17 protein-coding genes and 2 pseudogenes are annotated in these 18,679 nt (G+C 71.1%); 8 read left to right on the plus strand and 11 right to left on the minus strand.

Translation table 11 applies throughout. The features are described 5' to 3' along the window. Nucleotides 1–56: 56 nt before the first annotated feature. The gene (locus ACFYR3_RS18475; protein ID WP_355842210.1) at nt 57–1,025 is read right to left on the minus strand and encodes a DUF4190 domain-containing protein; all 969 of its coding nucleotides are present in this window, start codon (nt 1,023–1,025) and stop codon (nt 57–59) included. A gap of 290 nt (nt 1,026–1,315) precedes the next feature. Between ACFYR3_RS18475 and ACFYR3_RS18480 the strand changes: the two are divergent. The 3 genes and pseudogenes from ACFYR3_RS18480 to ACFYR3_RS18490 all read left to right on the plus strand — a co-directional run bounded on the left by ACFYR3_RS18480 (nt 1,316) and on the right by ACFYR3_RS18490 (nt 4,594). Continuing rightward, a pseudogene (locus tag ACFYR3_RS18480) lies at nt 1,316–2,444 on the plus strand (adenosine deaminase). A gap of 17 nt (nt 2,445–2,461) precedes the next feature. Beyond that, nucleotides 2,462–3,145, plus strand: coding sequence for a glycerophosphodiester phosphodiesterase (locus tag ACFYR3_RS18485; RefSeq protein WP_355842213.1), 684 nt, complete (start codon nt 2,462–2,464; stop codon nt 3,143–3,145). Nucleotides 3,146–3,442: 297 nt separating this feature from the next. Beyond that, nucleotides 3,443–4,594, plus strand: a complete 1,152-nt coding sequence (locus ACFYR3_RS18490; protein ID WP_389283871.1) for a serine hydrolase domain-containing protein — start codon at nt 3,443–3,445, stop codon at nt 4,592–4,594. Here ACFYR3_RS18490 and ACFYR3_RS18495 read toward each other — a convergent pair. Both ACFYR3_RS18495 and ACFYR3_RS18500 read right to left on the minus strand, forming a co-directional pair. Further along, a complete protein-coding gene (locus ACFYR3_RS18495) occupies nt 4,587–5,114 on the minus strand; it encodes a hypothetical protein (protein ID WP_389283873.1) in 528 nt (175 codons plus the stop codon). The two genes, ACFYR3_RS18490 and ACFYR3_RS18495, sit on opposite strands and share 8 nt — an antisense overlap. A gap of 63 nt (nt 5,115–5,177) precedes the next feature. Then, complete coding sequence (locus ACFYR3_RS18500; RefSeq protein WP_355842222.1) at nt 5,178–6,542, minus strand: FAD-dependent oxidoreductase; 1,365 nt, start codon at nt 6,540–6,542, stop codon at nt 5,178–5,180. A 430-nt stretch (nt 6,543–6,972) separates the two neighbouring features. Here ACFYR3_RS18500 and ACFYR3_RS18505 point away from each other — a divergent pair, with 430 nt between their 5' ends. Further along, on the plus strand, nt 6,973–7,350 hold the full coding sequence (locus tag ACFYR3_RS18505) for a hypothetical protein (protein WP_355842225.1): 378 nt from the start codon (nt 6,973–6,975) through the stop codon (nt 7,348–7,350). 84 nt (nt 7,351–7,434) lie between these two features. Here ACFYR3_RS18505 and ACFYR3_RS18510 read toward each other — a convergent pair whose 3' ends face one another. From ACFYR3_RS18510 to ACFYR3_RS18520, 3 genes are all read right to left on the minus strand, one after another. Next, complete coding sequence (locus tag ACFYR3_RS18510) at nt 7,435–7,926, minus strand: RNA polymerase sigma factor (RefSeq protein WP_355842518.1); 492 nt, start codon at nt 7,924–7,926, stop codon at nt 7,435–7,437. Between the two features lie 131 nt (nt 7,927–8,057). Beyond that, a complete protein-coding gene (locus tag ACFYR3_RS18515; protein WP_389283876.1) occupies nt 8,058–8,669 on the minus strand; it encodes a class F sortase in 612 nt (203 codons plus the stop codon). Next, nucleotides 8,666–9,031, minus strand: coding sequence for a sortase-dependent protein (locus ACFYR3_RS18520; RefSeq protein WP_355842231.1), 366 nt, complete (start codon nt 9,029–9,031; stop codon nt 8,666–8,668). Before ACFYR3_RS18520 ends, ACFYR3_RS18515 begins: the two co-directional genes overlap by 4 nt. Before the next feature lie 241 nt (nt 9,032–9,272). Here ACFYR3_RS18520 and ACFYR3_RS18525 point away from each other — a divergent pair, with 241 nt between their 5' ends. Next, a complete protein-coding gene (locus ACFYR3_RS18525; protein ID WP_355842234.1) occupies nt 9,273–9,962 on the plus strand; it encodes an alpha/beta hydrolase in 690 nt (229 codons plus the stop codon). A gap of 79 nt (nt 9,963–10,041) precedes the next feature. On the opposite strand, the pseudogene ACFYR3_RS18530 reads toward ACFYR3_RS18525, so the two are convergent. The 4 genes and pseudogenes from ACFYR3_RS18530 to ACFYR3_RS18545 all read right to left on the minus strand — a co-directional run. Next, a pseudogene (locus ACFYR3_RS18530) lies at nt 10,042–10,218 on the minus strand (response regulator transcription factor); the annotation flags it as partial. A gap of 44 nt (nt 10,219–10,262) precedes the next feature. Beyond that, nucleotides 10,263–11,453: a spermidine/putrescine ABC transporter substrate-binding protein gene (locus ACFYR3_RS18535; protein WP_389283878.1), complete on the minus strand. Its 1,191-nt coding sequence runs from the start codon at nt 11,451–11,453 to the stop codon at nt 10,263–10,265. An 82-nt stretch (nt 11,454–11,535) separates the two neighbouring features. After that, nucleotides 11,536–13,047 carry a sensor histidine kinase gene (locus ACFYR3_RS18540; protein ID WP_389283880.1) on the minus strand — a complete coding sequence of 504 codons (1,512 nt, stop codon included), beginning with the start codon at nt 13,045–13,047 and terminating at the stop codon, nt 11,536–11,538. Nucleotides 13,048–13,307: 260 nt separating this feature from the next. Beyond that, nucleotides 13,308–13,964: a response regulator transcription factor gene (locus ACFYR3_RS18545; RefSeq protein WP_355842243.1), complete on the minus strand. Its 657-nt coding sequence runs from the start codon at nt 13,962–13,964 to the stop codon at nt 13,308–13,310. Between the two features lie 252 nt (nt 13,965–14,216). On the opposite strand from ACFYR3_RS18545, the gene ACFYR3_RS18550 reads away from it, so the two are divergent. Continuing rightward, nucleotides 14,217–14,951, plus strand: coding sequence for a hypothetical protein (locus tag ACFYR3_RS18550; RefSeq protein ID WP_389283882.1), 735 nt, complete (start codon nt 14,217–14,219; stop codon nt 14,949–14,951). A 79-nt stretch (nt 14,952–15,030) separates the two neighbouring features. Here ACFYR3_RS18550 and ACFYR3_RS18555 read toward each other — a convergent pair whose 3' ends face one another. Next, entirely contained in the window at nt 15,031–16,470 is a 1,440-nt protein-coding gene (locus ACFYR3_RS18555) for a gamma-aminobutyraldehyde dehydrogenase (protein WP_355842249.1), read from the minus strand. A gap of 187 nt (nt 16,471–16,657) precedes the next feature. Here ACFYR3_RS18555 and ACFYR3_RS18560 point away from each other — a divergent pair, with 187 nt between their 5' ends. Then, a complete protein-coding gene (locus ACFYR3_RS18560; RefSeq protein ID WP_389283981.1) occupies nt 16,658–17,173 on the plus strand; it encodes an Lrp/AsnC family transcriptional regulator in 516 nt (171 codons plus the stop codon). Next, on the plus strand, nt 17,158–18,540 hold the full coding sequence (locus ACFYR3_RS18565) for an aspartate aminotransferase family protein (protein WP_355842252.1): 1,383 nt from the start codon (nt 17,158–17,160) through the stop codon (nt 18,538–18,540). The genes ACFYR3_RS18560 and ACFYR3_RS18565 overlap by 16 nt, the downstream gene beginning before the upstream one ends. Nucleotides 18,541–18,679 lie beyond the last annotated feature (139 nt).

Raw genomic sequence — 18,679 nt, forward strand, 5'->3', positions numbered from 1 at the left:
CGTCGGCCGGCGGGTGGCCGACGGGCTGCGGGCTGCGGGCTGCGGGCTGCGGCGGGCTATCGCTGGTGTGTCACCAGGGACGTGGAGAAACCGTCGTCGCCGCCCGAGTCACCGCCGGCGCCGTCATCCGGAAAGACGATGCCGAGGAGGACGAGCAGAGCGACAGCGAGGACGATGCCGACGGCTCCGCAGATGACCCCGGCCAGCGCCTGCCCGGAGTTCGTGGCCTCGCCCCGGCGCGCCTTCGCCCGGCCGACGAGACCGAAGATCACGGCCAGGACGCCCAGCACGATCGACAACGGCCACACGAAGAACAGGATCGACGCGATGATGCCCAGCACCAGCGCGGCGGTCCCGATGCCATTGCTCGGCATGCGCTGCATCACGGGCCAGCCGTAGCCCGGGGGGCCCGGATAGGTGGTACCCGCGGGAGCGCCGGGGTACCGCGGGAAGCCGTAGCCGTACGGGAGGCCCGGACCGTCGGGGGCGATCGGCGGCGGAGGGACGGGCTCGCCGGGAACGGGCTGCGGATAGGGGCTGCGGGCCGCGGGCGGTGCGAAGGGGTTGTCCCAGGAGGGATTGCCGGGGCTTCCCGGTCCGGGCGGGACCGGTGCACCGGGCAGCGAGGTGATCGTCGGCAGGCCGTACACCGGAGGAGGCGTGGCACTCCCCCGCGGCGTCTCCCTGGACGAGGCGATCTCCTCGGGCGGCGCCCAGGGGTTGAACTCGGGTTCCCGGTCGACGGCGCGCTTTCCGAGAAAGACCCGGTCGTCGGGGACAGGAGTGGCGAAGGGCGCGCTGCCCTGCGCGGGCACGGAACCCTTCGGCCCGTCACCGGACACACCGCCCGCCGCGGGCGCCGGGTGCTCCGGTCCGTCGCCGAACGCGCTGTCCACCCACCGCGCACTCGCATCGGGCCCGGAACCCGGATCACCGTCTCGATCACCGTCCGGATCACTGCCCCGACCGCCGTACCGATCGCTGTCCGCCAGCGGTGCCACGGGGTCCGGGTCGGCGGCGGACATGCGGTCCGCTCCGGGTATCGCGTCCGTCGGACCGGCATCCGGCGCGGTGCCCGCCACGGGTGACCCGTTCCCCGCGGACGTCGGGTTCGCCCCGCCCGGCGGAGTCCACGCGCCCGTGTCACGTGGGGGTGTCGGCCTCTGGGCGTCGTCGGACATGTGCGAGGTCCCCTCTCTCGTACGTTCCGTCATGCTACGGCCCGTGCGGCTCCGGGGGATCTCCGTCGCAGGACGGCCCGTGCCGGACGCACCGGGCCCGCACGGCGGGGGCCGCCTACGATGATCCCCGAACCATCGATCAGCCGATCACCCGCGTCCCGCCGGTCACGGTCAGGGGACGCCGTTCCGGGGAGGAACCCGTTGACCGAGCACATCACCGCACGCGACGACGCCCGCGACCTGCACACCTTCATCGCCGGGCTGCCCAAGGCCGAACTGCACGTCCACCACGTCGGCTCCGCCTCCCCGCGCATCGTGTCCGCCCTCGCCGCCCGGCACCCGGACTCCCGGGTGCCGACCGACCCCGAGGCGCTCGCGGACTACTTCACGTTCACGGACTTCGGCCACTTCATCGAGGTGTATCTGTCCGTCGTCGACCTGGTCCGCACACCCGAGGACGTACGGCTGCTGACGTACGAGGTCGCCCGGGACATGGCGCGCCAGCAGGTGCGCTACGCCGAGCTGACGATCACTCCGTGGTCCTCCACGCGGCGCGGAATCGACGAGCGCGCCTTCATGGACGCGATCGAGGACGCCCGCAAGGCCGCCGAGGCCGAGCTCGGTGTCGTCCTGCGCTGGTGCTTCGACATCCCGGGCGAGGCCGGTCTCGAGGCGGCCGAGGAAACCGTGCGGCTCGCGACCGACGACCGGCTGCGGCCGGAGGGCCTCGTCTCGTTCGGGCTCGGCGGCCCCGAAGTCGGCGTGCCGAGGCCGCAGTTCAAGCCGTACTTCGACCGTGCCCGCGCCGCGGGACTGCGGTCGGTGCCGCACGCCGGTGAGACGACGGGCCCGGAGACGGTCTGGGACGCGCTGAACTTCCTCGGCGCCGAACGCATCGGCCACGGCACGAGTTCCGCGCGGGACCCGAAGCTGCTCGCCCATCTCGCCGAGCACGGCATCCCCCTGGAGGTCTGCCCGACCTCGAACATCGCCACGCGCGCGGTCCGCACCCTCGACGAGCATCCCGTCAAGCAGTTCGTGGCGGCCGGGGTGACGGTCACCGTCAACTCCGACGACCCGCCGATGTTCGGCACCGATCTCAACACCGAGTACGCGGTGACCGCCCGCCTCCTCGGCCTCGACGAATCGGGCCTCGCGGCGCTCGCCAAGAACGCCGTGCAGGCGTCGTTCCTCGACGAGGCGGGGAAGGCGGAACTCGCCGCGGAGATCGACACGTACGCCGCGACCTGGCTCGCGCTCTGACCCAGCACAATGGGATCATGCGCACCGTGACCGCAGTCGCCCATCGCGGCGACCCCTATCGCGCCCGTGAGAACACGATCGACTCGTTGCGTTCCGCGCTCCACCGGGGCGCGGACGCCGTCGAGATCGACGTACGGCTGACCCGCGACCGCGTACCCGTACTGCTGCACGACGCGACACTCAAACGTCTGTGGGGACACGACCGGCCGCTGCGCTCGCTCTCCGGCGACGAGGTGCGCGGACTCACGGAGGGCGGTGTGCCGACGCTGGCGGAGGCCCTCGGGGCGACCGGCGACAGCCGGGTCATGGTCGATCTGCCGGGACCATTGGACACGAGCGCCGCGCGCGAGGTCGTGGACGTGGTGCGGGCGTGCGGGGCCGAGGAGCGGGTGTACTACTGCGCCGCGGCGCCCGCCATGCTCGCGGTGCGGGCCGCCGACCCGTCCGCGGAGATCGCGCTGACCTGGACGACCGTGGCGCCGCCGCGCCGCGGGCTGCTCGACGTCGTACGGCCACGCTGGCTCAACTACCGCTTCCCGCTGGTGAACCGGGACCTCACGGCCCGCGTGCACCGCGACGGCTACCTGGTCTCCGTATGGACCCCGGACACCCATCGCTCCATGCGCCGCCTGCTCGACGTCGGCGTCGACTCGATCACGACCAACCGCATCGACGCACTGACCGCCCTGCGCAGGGACTGAGCCGGCCGACGGTCGGCAGTCAGCACAGCAGTCAGCAGTCAGCAGTCAGCAGTCAGCAGTCGACGGACCCGGTGCGGTGGGTGGGTGTTCCCGGCGTAGCCGCGGCCGGTCCGGTGCCACGCGGCGGGGCATGCGCGGCGGCCGCGAGGCAGGGGCGGGTCCTCGCGGTCGTCCCTTAGGGGCCACCCCGGCGCGGATACCGGGGACGGCGCCGTGCTTGATGAGGATCCGAGAGGTCGCACACGGCCGGAGGATGAGCGGTGTCCGCTTCCGCCACACCGCCCCCAGGAGCACTCAATGCCCTTACGACGCCCAGCAGTTGCCGCCGCCCTCGCGCTCGGTCTCGGTCTCGCGGCCGGACCGATGGGCGCTCCGGCGTTCGCCTCCCCCGCCGCGGCGTCGGCGCGGACGGCCGCCGGGCCCGACGCCGACGCGCTGCGCGCCGCGCTGGCCGGACTCCCGGACGCGGACGCGACGGCGGCGCTCGTACGGGTCGGGGGCAGCGACGGCACGTGGCGCGGCAGCGCCGGGGTGCACGACCTGGAGAGCGGACGCGCGGCCGATCCGGACGCCCGCTTCCGCGCCGGTTCCACCACGAAGGTCGTCACGGCGGCGGTCGTCCTCCAACTCGCGGCCGAAGGCAGGGTCGGGCTGGGGACTCCCGTGCAGAAGTACCTCCCCGGACTGCTGTCGTCCGCCTTCGAACCCATCGCCGTACGGCAGTTGCTCAACCACACGAGCGGCATCCAGTCCGGTGACGGCTTCGGCGACGCCTTCGAGGACGTGTACGCGCACCGCTTCGACACCCTCACACCACAGGAGGTCGTGGCCTCCGCGGTGGCGAAGGGACCGGAGTTCGCGCCGGGCACCCGGCAGGACTACCTGAACATCAACTACACGATCCTCGGCATGCTCATCGAGAAGGTGACCGGCCATTCGTACGCGCGGGAGGCGGCCCGGCGGATCCTCGGTCCCGCCGGAATGCGCCAAACGTACTTCCCCGGCACCGACCCGTACATCCACGGGCCGCACAACCGCGGGTACCAGGCGGTGCCGCGACCCGACGGCACGACGGCGTTCATGGACGTCACCGACTGGAAGCAGGCCGACCGGTGGGCGGCCGGTGACATGATCTCCACGACGGCGGACCTGGAACGCCTGATCACCCGGCTGTCCGGGGGAGACCTCGTCCCCGCCCGGCAGTTGGAGGAGATGTTCACCGTGCCCCCGGGCATCGAGGGCGCCGACATGAGCGCCGGACTCCAGCGCTTCGAGTACGGGGGCACGGTCTACTGGCTCAAGTCGGGCGCCCGGTACGGCTACAGCACCGTGGTCGCGGCCACCCGGAATCTGTCCCGCACCCTCGTCTACTCGGTCGGCTCCACCGACGCCAAGGGCGAGTCGATGAACCCGGTCGCCCGGCGGATCGCCCTGGCCGCGCTCAAGTAGCCAGGGCCGGAGCGGTCGTCCGGTCCGGGGTGAGCGCCTCCAGGCGCTTGATCCTCTTCCGGACGACGTACAGCGGGATCACCCCGAAGATCCCGAAGGACAGGTCGACGACCGTCCACCAGAAGGGAATTCCGCGGATCGGTCCGCAGATCAGGGCCAGCGGGACGATGCCCGCGCAGGCGATCATCCCGAACTCGACGACCCAGATGTTGCGGACCGGATCGCGGTACGGACCGTAGAAGGCGACCGCGATCATCAGGTGCGCGAACGCCAGCCAGTCCGTTCCGTACAGCAGGAAGGGGTATTGGGCGTCGGCGGCGTCGAGGCCGTGCCGCACCCGCTCGATCCAGTCCATCAGGACGGGCAGATGCTCCGGCACGGACAGGGACCTCAACAGGTCCTCGGCCCAATGGAGTTCGTGCACCAGGGGGAACGCCGTGGCACCACTGAGCACCAGGCTGACGACGAAGAAGGCAAGCCACGCACGGATGCCCTTGAGCAGGGCGGCTCTGTCGCTCATGCCTGGAGCGTACGCCCCGACTTGAACGTGTTCAAAACCGCCCCCGCTCGGGGTTCCGATGGCTCAGGCGCCGCTCTCCCTCAGCATGTCCTCGCGCTCGACGATCTTCACGCGCTCACGGCCCTGCGGTTCACCCAGCGCCTTCTCCGCGGCGTCCAGCCGGTACCAGCCGTCCCACGTGGTGAAGCGGACGTCCCGCTCACCGAGGAAGGCGTCGACGGCGGCCGGATCGGGCGAAGCGGGCGTGTGCAGACGGCCGTTCACGTGGTCGTCGAGCAGGCTCGCGACCGTCTCGTTGGCGTCGCCCTTGGTGTGGCCGATCAGGCCGATGGGACCGCGCCGGATCCAGCCGGTGACATAGGTGGACTGCAGGTGCTCGCCCGAGTCCTCCAGCACGCGGCCGGCCGCGTCCGGCACCGTGCCCGAGTCGACGTCCCAGGGCAGCTTGGGCAGGCTGTCGGAGAGGTAGCCCACCGCGCGGTAGACCGCGGTGACGTCCCAGTCCTTGAACTCGCCGGTGCCCTTGACGTTCCCGGTGCCGTCGAGGGCGGTGCGCTCGGTGCGCAGGCCGACGACCTCGCCGTTATCGCCGAGGATCTCGGACGGCGACTCGAAGAAGTGCAGGAACAGCTTGTGCGGGCGGCTCCCGGTGTCGCGGATCGCCCAGTTCTCCAGGGTCTTGGCGACCATGTCGGCCTGCTTGTTGCCACGCCGGGTGGCGATCGAACCCTCGTCGTAGTCGATGTCCTCGGGGTCGACGATGACCTCGATGTTCGGCGAGTGGTCCAGCTCGCGCAGCTCCATCGGGCTGAACTTCGCCTGCGCCGGGCCGCGGCGGCCGAAGACGTGGACCTCAAGCGCCTTGTTGGCCTTGAGCCCCTCGTGGACGTTCGGCGGGATCTCGGTGGGCAGCAGCTCGTCCGCGGTCTTGGCGAGGATGCGGGCCACGTCCAGCGCGACGTTGCCGACGCCGAGGACGGCGACCTTCTCCGCCTCCAGCGGCCAGGTGCGCGGAACGTCCGGGTGACCGTCGTACCAGGAGACGAAGTCCGCCGCGCCGTACGAGCCGTCGAGGTCGAGGCCGGGGATGTCGAGGGCCCGGTCGGCCGTCGCACCCGTGGAGAAGATCACCGCGTCGTAGAAGGCGCGCAGATCGTCGAGGCTGATGTCGCGCGGGTAGTCGACGTTGCCGAAGAGGCGGACCTGCGGCTTGTCGAGCACCTGGTGCAGGGCGGTGATGATGCCCTTGATCCGGGGATGATCGGGGGCGACGCCGTAACGGATGAGACCGAACGGGGCCGGCATCCGCTCGAACAGGTCGATGGAGACACCGGGCTCGGCGGCCACTGCGGATTTCAGCAGCGCGTCGGCGGCGTAGATTCCGGCGGGGCCGGCTCCGACAATGGCTACCCGCAGAGGGCGAGGCATGATCAGATTCCCTTCGAGCAGGGGCAGGGGACTCGACGGGAAGCCTAAACTGAGGCAAACCTAAGTCAGTAGGCGGGTCCGGGCTATGACCTCATAAGGCTGACTTATGGGTTCTGAAGGGCCGCTTTATGGGTGGCGCTCATGCGAGGCCGGAAGGCTACCGGGGGCGCGCCGAGCAGCCGCGGGCAGGTGCCCGACGGCCCGCTCGCGCCACAAGCCACCACCAAGCCCGCCCACACTCACACCGCCGAGCCGCCACCAAGCCCGCCCGCACTCACACCGCCGAGCCGCCACCAAGCTCGCCCGCGCTCACGTCACGGGGCCGCCGCCAAGCCCGCCCGCACTCACAGCGCCGGACCGCTGCCCCCGACCGCGGTCTCAGGCCTCATGCCACCACCCGACCGCCTACCGCTGGACCACCCTCGACGGGGTGGGGACCGCCCCGGTTCGGACGGCGGACGGCTCGACTGTCGCGGAGGCCGGTGTCGACGACGGGGTGCGGGTGCGGACGGGCGAGCGGGTCGGAGGCGTGGGAGTGGGTGCGGTGCGCGGGGCGGACGAACGGTCGGACCCGGGGTTCCGGCTGGGACGCGGGCTGACCCGACCCGGCGACGCCGACGGGGTGGGCTCGGCCGACGGACTGCTCGCGGGCGGCGGGGCCAGCGGGACCACCGGGGACACCGGGGACTCCGGTGCGGCCGACCGGAGCGGCAGCGCGACGAGAGCGCCGACGGCACACGCCATTCCGACTCCGGCCGCGGCTCGCAGCAGCCGGCGACGGGCCGCACCCCGGCGGATCGCCTCGTAGCGGCCGGGCGGTGGACCGAGGTAGTCGGAGGGGGGCCGCATGATGACGGCGAGCGGGTCGTCGGGGCCGAAGTCCGGACCATCGTCAGAGTGTGTGATCAAGACTTCTCCTCAGGTGGGCGCGGAGCAGTTCGCGGGCCGCATGGAGATCGGCCTTGATGGTTCCTTCCTTGCGCCCGGTCAGCGCGGACACCTCCCGGATCGGCATGTCAGCGTAGTAGTGCAACAGGATCGGGACGCGCAGCCGTTCGGGAAGCGACTGCACGAGCAGACGTACGGACGGATCGGCCTGTTCGTTCCGCGGGCCGACGGCGGCCTCGGCGGTGGCCCGGTGCACGGCCCTGCGCTCCCGCTCCAGCTTGCGCCAGTGGTCCCGGACGAGGTTGGCCGCGGTGACGTAGAGGAACCCGCGCGGCTCGGCCACGGAGGTCCAGCGGGCCCAGAGCCGGGTGAACGCCTCCGAGGCGATCTCGTGGGCGGTCCCGTCGTCGTCGACGAGACGGCGGCACCAGCCGGCGAGGCGCGGGTAGAGGGCGGCGAACAGTTCGGACGCTGCCTTCTCGCGGGACCCTTTCAACATTCTCCATGGTCGTGACAGCACTGGAAGGGAAGGATCCCGGGCCGCGGGCATGCAGTCCATCGGCCCGGGATCCCGCCTCCGGGTCCACGGCGGACCCGGAGGCTGTGACGGGGAACGGCGGTCTCGTGTCAGGGGCTCGCGGAGCTCAGCGCCGCGAACACGATCACGTTGTCGAGGTAGCCGTTCCCGGAACGGGGACCTCCGCAGGTGATGAGCCGCAGCTCCGGTCGGTCCACGTCTCCGTAGACGGCGTCCGTCGGGAAGTCGGCCTTGGCGACCGTGCGGACGCTGCTGACGGCGAACACCGCCGATCTGCCGTTCTCCAGGCGCACCACGATCCGGTCGCCGTGGCGCAGCCGCGCGAGGTGGCGGAAGACACCGTCCCCGTACGCGCCGACCGTGACATGACCGAGTATCACCGAGGGACCGGTCTGACCCGGCGTCGGCGAGTGCCGGTACCAGCCCGCTTGGTCGTGCGCCGCGATCGGGGGCACCTGCACGCTGCCGTCCGGGGCCAGCCCGAGCCGCATGAGCGGGGTGTCGACCCCGATGGCGGGTATCCGCAGCCCGACGGGGACCGAACGCCCCAGCGCGTGCGCCGGCTTCGCGCCGGTACGCGATGCCGGGGGTGTGCCGCCGGGCCGCGTGGCCGCGGACGGGTCGGCCGGGTGGCCGCCGCAGCCCACGAGCAGCGCGGCCGCCGCCATGGTGACGAAAGCGCGCCTGGAGAAGGGCGTCATGCCCCGGTCGCCCGCCGGCGGCGTACGACGAAGACCGCCGCGCCCGCGACGAGCACCGCGGCGGCACTCCCGCCGATCAGCCCGTCCGGTCCCGAGGACTGTGTCGCCGTCGGCGCCACACCGGTGTCGGGCGCTCCGCTCGGCCGGACGGAGACCTGCCGCGAGGCCGGCGCCCGCGTCGGTACGGGGCTGGGGGCGGCGGAGGGCATCCTGGTGGCGGAGGGGCTCGCCGGGGCCGGCGCGGCGCTGACGCTCGGACGGGTCGTGGGGCTGGGGGAGGTCCCGTCGGCGAACGCGGGCACCGTGCCCACCAGCACGGCGGTGCACGCGAGTGCCGTGGCACTGAAGACGGTTCGGCGCATGAATCGCTCTCTTTCGTCGGTCCGCCCACCCGTTGGCACGGCGGGCTGCGTTACGGATCGAGCGGAGAGACGAGGCAGCGGGGGACGGGGTTGTAAAGGGGAGGCAAAGGCGTGCGGGAGCACCGGTCGGCGGCAACTGGGTCATTCGGTCGAAGCCGGAAAGGACAGTCCGGCCTGGCTTGTAACCGCCCCGAGAGTTCCGACAAAATCCGACAAACACCACCCGACAAGGAGCAATCACATGAGTGCCGCGAAGAACATCGTTCTCGTGCATGGCGGATTCGTCGACGGTTCCGGCTGGCAGTCGGTCCACCGTCTCCTCACCCGCGACGGCTTCGACGTCAGCGTCGCACAGAACCCGACCCTCTCCCTCGAAGGCGACGCCGAGGTCACCCGGAGGATCCTCGACGCCCAGGACGGACCGACCGTGCTCGTCGGTCACTCCTACGGCGGCGCTGTGATCACCGAGGCCGGGCGGCACGAGAGGGTGACCGCGCTCGTCTACATCACGGCCTTCGCGCCGGACAAGGGCGAGTCCGTCGGCACTCTGATCGCCGATCCGGCTCCCGGTGCGCCCGTTCCGCCGATCCTGCCGCCCCAGGACGGCTTCCTCCTTCTGGACCGTGAGAAGTTCGCCGCGTCGTTCGCGGGCGATGTGGCGCCCGAGGAAGCTCGGTTCATGGCCGACTCGCAGGTTCCCTGGGGTGTCGAGGCTCTCAACGGGACGGTGGCGGAGGCCGCCTGGCGTACCAAGCCGAGCTGGTATCTCGTAGCGACCGACGACCGTATGATCCCGCCGCCGGCGCAGCGCATGATGGCCGAGCGAGCCGGAGCGACCGTGACCGAGACCGCCGGAAGCCACTCCGTGTACGTCTCCCGGCCGGAAGCCGTGGCGGAGCTGATCAAGCAGGCAGCCGCCCACCAGAAGTGACCCGGAGCGGACCGCGATAGTCGCTGACAGCGGTGACTCCTCGCCGACAGCCCGTCCGTTCCCGGGCGGGCTGCCGGCTTCAGCTTCCGTTCGTCGCCGCCGTGCCGTCCGCCGGCCGGGACAGACCGGTCGGCGCGTCGCGCAGTCCGGCACGGGACGCGACGTTCAACTTCCGGAAAACGCTGCGCAGATGGGCCGCCACGGTTCGCGGAGACAGGAACAGCCGCGCGACGACTTGCTTGTCGGTCAGCCCTGTGGGGACGCCCCGGGCCGGTCAGCGCCGTCATGGCGGCCCGCGGCTCACAACCCCGCTATCGCGTTCCAGCGCTTGGCGAACTCCGTACGTTCGGTGGAGGTGATGTCGCGGGCGATCGCGAGGCGCTTGCGCATGGTGGCGTCGGGAAAGATCAGGGGGTCCTCGGCGAGGGCCGCGGTGTCCTTGTCCTTGGAGGAGGCGAGGACGTCCTGGGCGGCGGGGACCGGACAGACGTAGTTGACCCAGGCGGCCAGCTCGGCGGCGACCTCGGGCTCGTAGTAGTAGTCGATGAGCTTCTCCGCGTTGGCCTTGTGCCCGGCCAGGTTGGGGATCATCAGCGACTCCGCCCACAGCTCGGCGCCCTCCTCGGGGACGACGAACCGGATGTCGGGGTCGTCCGCCTGGAGCTGGATCACGTCGCCCGAGTAGGCCTGGCAGGCCAGCACGTCGCCGCTGGAGAGGTCCTTGATGTAGTCGTTGCCGGTGAAGCGGCGGATCTGACCGCTGCGCACCCGCTTCTCGACCTGCTCGCACACCTGGTGGAAGTCGTCCGCCTTCCACCGCGTGACGTCGACGCCGTTGCCCTGCATGAGCAGCGCGAACGCCTCGTCCAGCCCGGAGAGCAGAGTGACCCGGCCCCTGAGGTCGTCGGCCCACAGGTCGGACACGTGCCTGATCTCGCGGCCGACCTTGCGGCGGTTGTACGCGATGCCGGTGATCCCCGACTGCCACGGCACCGAGGACTTGCGGCCGGGGTCGAAGGCGGGCGAACCGAGCAGCGGGTCGAGGTACTTGGTGACGTTCGGCTGCCGGGCCCGGTCCATCTCCTGGACCCAGCCGAGCCGGACGAAACGGGCGCACATCCAGTCGCTGATGACGACGAGGTCGCGGCCGGTCCGCTGATGGTTCATCAGGGACGGGCTGATCTTGCCGAAGAACTCGTCGTTGTCGTTGATCTCCTCGGTGTAGTCGACGGAGATCCCGGTGCGCTTCTCGAAGGCTTCCAGCGTCGGCCGCCGGGTGGTGTCCTTGTCATCGGTGTCGATGTACATCGGCCAGTTCGCCCAGGTCAGCCGCTTGTCCGTGGCGGAGAGGTCGGCTCCGGCCCGGTCGCCCGGTCCCACGTACGCCGCCGGTACCCCGCATCCCGCGAGGGCCCCGAGCGCCGCACCACCGCCCAGGGCGCGCAGCAGGGACCGGCGGGACGGGGTCGAGGTCTTCCGATTCACTGGCACGCGCCGAGCATGCCCACCCTGGCTCGGTCCGGACAATGGACGCTGCGTCGACCGGTCGCGCGCCGACCCGACACCCTGTCGATCAGTTTCCGAGCGTTTCGAAGACTCCGGGCGCGTGGCCGTCGGCCGGGCACGCGCGAGAGGCCTGCGCGTCGGGCTGCCCGGCGCGGGAGGCGGGGCCGTCGGCCGGCCGCACACCGGAGGCGGGCGCGTCGGCCGGCCCCGGCGGGGGAACGGGCGGTGCGCAGGGCGGGAACGTGACCCTCACCGTGAGACCGCCCTGCGGACGGGGCCACGCCTCGACCGTGCCGCCGTGCGCGGTGGCGACGGCCGTGACGATGGACAGACCGAGGCCCAGGCCCTCGCGATGGTGGCCCTTCCCGCGCGGGCGTGGCCGAGGGTGCGTACGGGTCCGTTCCGCACCCAGGCGCCGGAACGGCTGGAAGAGTCCGGCCACTTGGTCGCGCGGAATCACCGGGCCGGTGTTGTCGATCCGCAGGACGGGGCGCCCCGCCTCCGTACCGGTCCACAGACGCACCCAACTCTCGCCGTCCTCCGGGTTGTTGTGCCGTAGGGCATTGTCCGCGAGGTTGACCACGAGCCGCTCGATCAACTGGGGATCGCCCAGCACGAGCGCGGAGTCGAGATCGGCCCGCACCTGCGGCCCGCCGTCCCCGGACCCACCGCAGTCGGACCCGCCGCCCTCACACCCGCCGTCCCCGGACCCACCGCCCTCGCGCCCACCGCCCTCACACCCGTTGCTCGCCGACCTGTTGCCCTCCGACCCACCGGTCGGCTCCCCGCCGCCGTCCACCACCGTTCCGTCCGGCAACCGTTCCCGCACCATCTCGGCGAGGTCGATGAACTCCCTGCGCTGAAGCCCGCGTTGGCTGCGCGCGAGCGTCAGCAGGGCGTCGATGAGCCGCGCCTGTTCCTGTCCGGCGGCGCGTACCCGCAGGCACGCGGCCCGCAGGCTCTCCACCGACGCCCCGGGGTCGGCGAGCGCTACGTCCACGATCGCCTGCTGGAGCGTGAGTGGAGTGCGCAGTTCGTGCGAGGCGTTGGCGACGAACTGCTTCTGCGCCTCGAACGCCCCTTCCAGCCGCCCCAGTACGTCGTCGAAGGTGTCCGCCATCGCCTTGAGTTCGTCCTCGGGGCCCGGCACCGCCAGTCGCTGACGCAGGTTGTCAGCGGAGATCCGCCGGGCGGCGGCGGTCATCGTGCGCAGCGGCGCGAGGACGCGTCCGGCCATCAGCCAGCCCAGGGCCACGGAGGCGAAGGTCATCACGGCGAGCGCGATGCCCGCCTCGACCAGCAACTGGTGCAGTTGATCGGCGTGCAGGGCCTCGGCGTACATCGTGAGCGTCGGCGGATCGGGGCTGGTGAAGGTGTTGCCCGCGGGCAGCCCCGGCCCCACGGACGAGCCGATCGCCGTCGACGGCGTGGACCGCGACGCCAGCAGGTAGGTGAAGCCGAGCAGAGCCGCCCCCGCCACCATGAACAGCGCGCTGTAGAGCAGGGTGAGCCGCCACCGAATGCTGCGCGGGGCCAGCCGCCACCGAATACTGTCCGCGGTCGGCCGCCACCGCGTCATGCCCGGGGCCGGCCGCCTGCGAGGGGTGTCCGAGACCGGCCGCCGGCGAAGGACGTCCGGGACCGAACACCGGCGAACAGCGCCCAGGGCCGCCCGCAGACGGATGCCGCGCGCCCCCGACCGCAGACGGATGGCTCTCGGCCCCGGCCACCAGCGGTGACCGCGCGGTGCCGGTCGCGGGCGGGGATCCGGCGTCACCGGCCGGGGCCGGGGGCGCACGTCGTACGGGTCGGGCCGGTCCGGGCGCGGAGGTCCGTCCGTCATGCGATCCGGTACCCCGCCCGGTCCACCGTCGCGATCAGCGGCGGCTCCCCCAGCTTGCGGCGCAGCCGGCTCACCGTGACCTTCACGGTCTGGCTGAAGGGGTCGGCCGCCTCGTCCCAGGCCCGCTCCAGGAGTTCCTCGGTGGAGACCACGGCGCCTTGCGCGGACAGTAGGAGTTCGAGCACGGCGAACTCCTTCGGGCTGAGGGCGAGCCCCGAACCGCCCCGGGTCGCCTGCCGCCGTGCCGGGTCGAGCCGCAACTCTCCGCGGACCAGGACAGGAGGCAGCGCGGGTTGCGCACGCCGCGCCAACGCCCGTATCCGCGCGACGAGTTCGGCGAAAGCGAACGGCTTCGGCAGATAGTCGTCGGCACCGAGGCCGAGCCCCATGACCCGGTCGGCCACCGTGCCGGACGCCGTGAGCATCAGCACCCGCGCCCGGCCGTCGCCCGCGGTCAGCGTCCGGCACACCTGGTCGCCGTGGACGCCGGGCAGATCGCGGTCGAGCACGACGACGTCGTACCCGTTGACATCGGCGCGCTCCAGCGCCGTGGGCCCGTCCAGCGCGAGATCGACCGCCATGCCCTCGCGGCGCAGCCCGGCGGCCACGGTCTCGGCGAGCTCTTCATGGTCCTCGACCACCAGCACACGCATGGCGGTCAGTGTGGCGGGCCGGTGGTTACACGGGGATAAGCGTCCCCTGTGCGCGCCGGCCCCTCCGTCGACGGCCTTCCCCCGGGCGACCCTCGGCCGACGGCCCTTCCTCGGCGGCCCTCCGCCCACGGCCCTCCGCCGCATGTCGCGTCGCGATAAGGACGACCGTTCCCGTGCCGTAACCGCCCCCGGGCTTCTCTGGAGCACAGCATCCGAACCGGCGGCACCGCCGCCCACCCCATGGAGGACCCCATGCGTGCACTGGCCACTCGGCCACAACGACTCGCCCTGGCCTGCGCCCTGATCTCGGCCGCCGCCCTCGGGACCGTCAGCGCCTCGGCGGCTTCGGCGTCCGACAGGTCCACCGTGGCCGCCGCGACAGCGGTGACCTCCGCGTCGGCCCGGCTCACGCTGCACGCCGGGACCGGCGAACCGCCCAAGGGAGCCCTGCCGCCCAAGGGAGCGATGCCCGCCATCGCGTACCGGCCGACCGCGCAGGCGCCCGGCGACGTGAACACGGCCAACGGCCTGTTCGCGACCTGCATGCGTGACCACGGCCAGAAGGTCTTCCCGGTCTTCCACGCCTCGAAGGACAAGCAGGGCCGCGTGCTGATGAGCGTGCGGATGAAGGCGGGCAAGCGGTTCGACCCGACGTCGAAGAGCTACCGGGCCGACGTGAAGGCGTGCGCGCCGGTCCTGAAGAAGGCCGGCATCAGCTTCTCGACGGGAACCGGCCTGCCTCCGCTGCCCGTGCCGGGCAAGCCCGGCAGCGGTCCCGGTACCCGATCCGGTGGCGGATCCGTCGGTGGGTCCGTGGGCGGATCCGTCGGTGGATCCACTGGCGAACCCGGTGGCGGATCCGCTGGTGAACCCGGCGGCGGATCCGTCGGTGGATCCCGCAAGTTGCCGCCCCGCCTCCACACGGAGAAGGGACGGCCCGGCGTACGCGATCTGCCCTCGCTCTCCTGCGTGACCGAGAGCGCCTGAGCCTGCGCGGAGGGGGAAACAGCGTGGCCCCGGACGGGATCAACTCTCGTCCGGGGCCACGTGGTTCACACCGTACTTACTACGCGTCGAGCGACGTCATCACGTGCTTGATGCGCGTGTAGTCCTCGAAGCCGTAGCCCGACAGGTCCTTGCCGTAACCGGACCTCTTGAAGCCGCCGTGCGGCATCTCGGCGACCAGCGGGATGTGGGTGTTGATCCACACGCAGCCGAAGTCGAGGGACTTGGACAGGCGCATCGCGCGGCCGTGGTCCTTGGTCCACACCGAGGAGGCCAGCGCGTAGTCGACGCCGTTGGCCCACTCGATGGCCTGGGCCTCGTCCGTGAAGGACTGGACGGTGATGACCGGGCCGAAGACCTCGTTCTGGATGATCTCGTCGTCCTGCTTGAGGCCGGAGACGACGGTCGCGGCGTAGAAGTAGCCCTTGTCGCCGACCTGCTTGCCGCCCGCCTCGACCTTGGCGTGCGCGGGCAGCCGCTCGATGAACCCGGCGACCTGCTTGAGCTGGTTCGGGTTGTTCAGCGGGCCGTAGAGCACGTCCTCGTCGTCCGGCTGACCGGTCTTCGTCTCGGCGGCGGCCTTGGCGAGCGCGGTGACGAACTCGTCGTGGATGGACTCCTGGACGAGGACGCGGGTGGCGGCCGTGCAGTCCTGGCCGGCGTTGAAGAAGCCCGCGACCGAGATGTCCTCGACGGCCTTGGCGATGTCGGTGTCCTCGAAGACGACGACCGGGGCCTTGCCTCCGAGCTCCAGGTGGACGCGCTTGACGTCCTTGGCCGCCGACTCGGCGACCGAGATGCCCGCGCGGACGGAGCCGGTGATGGACGCCATCGCCGGGGTCGGGTGCTCGACCATCGCGCGGCCGGTGTCGCGGTCGCCGCAGATGACGTTGAAGACACCCTTGGGCAGGATGCCGCCGAGGATGTCGGCGATCAGGACGGTGGAGGCCGGGGTGGTGTCCGAGGGCTTCAGGACGACCGTGTTGCCCGCCGCGAGGGCCGGCGCGAACTTCCACACCGCCATCATCATCGGGTAGTTCCACGGCGCGACCTGGGCACAGACGCCGACCGGCTCGCGGCGGACGATCGAGGTCATGCCCTCCATGTACTCGCCGGCCGAGCGGCCTTCGAGCATGCGGGCGGCACCCGCGAAGAAGCGGATCTGGTCGACCATCGGCGGGATTTCCTCGGACCGGGTCAGACCGATCGGCTTGCCGGTGTTCTCCACCTCGGCCGCGATCAGCTCCTCGGCCCGCTCCTCGAACGCGTCCGCGATCTTCAGGAGGGCCTTCTGGCGCTCTGAGGGGGTCTTGTCCCGCCACTCCGGGAAAGCCGCGGCGGCGGCCGCCATCGCGGCGTCGACGTCCGCCTGGCCGGAGAGCGGCGCGGTCGCGTACGCCTCGCCGGTCGCGGGGTTGACCACCTCCGTGGTCCGTCCTTCGGCGGCATCGCGGAACTCTCCGTCGATGTAATTGCGCAGACGACGCAGCTCGGTGCTCACTGCCCGGCCCTCCTGTCGGATGTCCAACGACTCAGGTGTCCACTACCTGAGATGCATGGCCCCCACCCTAATCCGTGGCTCCACGTTTTCAACACCCCCGAACGGCCCAGAACTGCGAAATCCGCAAGACACGTACCCGTAAACAACGAATTTCATCGCCCGAACCTTGCGGAACTATCGAGACGTCGTGCACAGTGGGGTCGTGGCCAGTCGCAGCGCGGAACTCAGGGACTCCCGCGAGTCCAGGAACGGCAGTCCCCAGGTGGACACCGTCTCCCTCGCCATCATCGAGCAGCTCCAGCAGGACGGACGCCGCCCGTACGCCGCGATCGGCAAGGCCGTGGGCCTCTCCGAGGCCGCCGTACGCCAGCGGGTCCAGAAGCTGCTCGACCAGGGCGTCATGCAGATCGTCGCCGTCACGGACCCGCTCACCGTGGGATTCCGCAGGCAGGCGATGGTCGGCATCACGGTCGAGGGCGACCTCGACCCGGTGGCCGAAGCACTGACTGCCATGTCGGAAGTCGAGTACGTGGTGATGACCGCGGGCTCGTTCGACATCCTCGCCGAGATCGTCTGCGAGGACGACGACCACCTGCTGGACGTCATCAACAAACGCATCCGGGCCCTGCCCGCGGTGCGCTCCACCGAGAGCTTCGTCTATCTGAAGCTCAAGAAGCAGACCTACATGTGGGGAACCCGATAACCGTGAGCACCAAGGACCTCAGCAAGACCGCGTACGACCACTTGTGGATGCACTTCACCCGCATGTCCTCGTACGAGAACGCGCCCGTTCCCACGATCGTCCGTGGTGAAGGCACCTACATCTACGACGACAAGGGCAAGCGCTACCTCGACGGTCTCGCGGGCCTGTTCGTGGTCCAGGCCGGTCACGGCCGTACCGAGCTGGCCGAGACGGCTTTCAAGCAGGCCCAGGAGCTGGCCTTCTTCCCGGTGTGGTCCTACGCCCACCCCAAGGCCATCGAGCTGGCCGAGCGCCTCGCGCACCACGCGCCGGGCGACCTGAACAAGGTGTTCTTCACGACGGGTGGCGGCGAGGCCGTCGAGACCGCGTGGAAGCTCGCCAAGCAGTACTTCAAGCTGCAGGGCAAGCCGACCAAGTACAAGGTCATCTCGCGTGCGGTCGCCTACCACGGCACCCCGCAGGGCGCCCTGTCCATCACCGGCCTGCCGGCCCTGAAGGCCCCCTTCGAGCCGCTGGTCCCGGGTGCCCACAAGGTCCCCAACACCAACATCTACCGCGCCCCGCTCTTCGGCGACGACCCCGAGGCCTACGGCCGCTGGGCCGCCGACCAGATCGAGCAGGAGATCCTCTTCGAGGGCCCGGAGACCGTCGCCGCGGTCTTCCTGGAGCCGGTGCAGAACGCCGGTGGCTGCTTCCCGCCGCCGCCCGGCTACTTCCAGCGCGTGCGCGAGATCTGCGACAAGTACGACGTCCTGCTCGTCTCGGACGAGGTCATCTGCGCCTTCGGCCGCCTCGGCACGATGTTCGGCTGCGACAAGTTCGGCTACGTACCGGACATGATCACCTGCGCCAAGGGCATGACCTCGGGCTACTCCCCGATCGGCGCGTGCATCGTCTCCGACCGGATCGCCGAGCCGTTCTACAAGGGCGACAACACCTTCCTGCACGGCTACACCTTCGGCGGCCACCCGGTCTCCGCGGCCGTGGCGCTCACGAACCTCGACATCTTCGAGCGTGAGGGCCTGAACCAGCACGTGCTGGACAACGAGGCCAACTTCCTGCAGACCCTGCAGAAGCTGCACGACCTGCCGATCGTCGGCGACGTCCGCGGCAACGGCTTCTTCTACGGCATCGAGCTGGTGAAGGACAAGGCCACCAAGGAGACCTTCACGGACGAGGAGTCGGAGCGCGTGCTCTACGGCTTCGTCTCCAAGAAGCTCTTCGAGTACGGCCTGTACTGCCGCGCCGACGACCGCGGTGACCCGGTCATCCAGCTGTCGCCGCCGCTGATCTCCGACCAGTCGACCTTCGACGAGATCGAGGGGATCGTCCGTCAGGTCCTGACGGAGGCGTGGACCAAGCTCTGATCTTGCCCTCAGTGATCAACAACGGCCCCGGTGCCGCCCGTTCGAGTGAGAATGGGCGCCCCGGGGCCGCGTGCTGTCCGGCCTGGCGGCCCCGACTCCCTAGCGTGCCCTTTGACTCCTCCCCCTCGTGGACGAGGGG

The sequence above is a fragment of the Streptomyces sp. NPDC005784 genome (genome assembly GCF_042871525.1).
Taxonomy (GTDB): Bacteria; Actinomycetota; Actinomycetes; order Streptomycetales; family Streptomycetaceae; genus Streptomyces.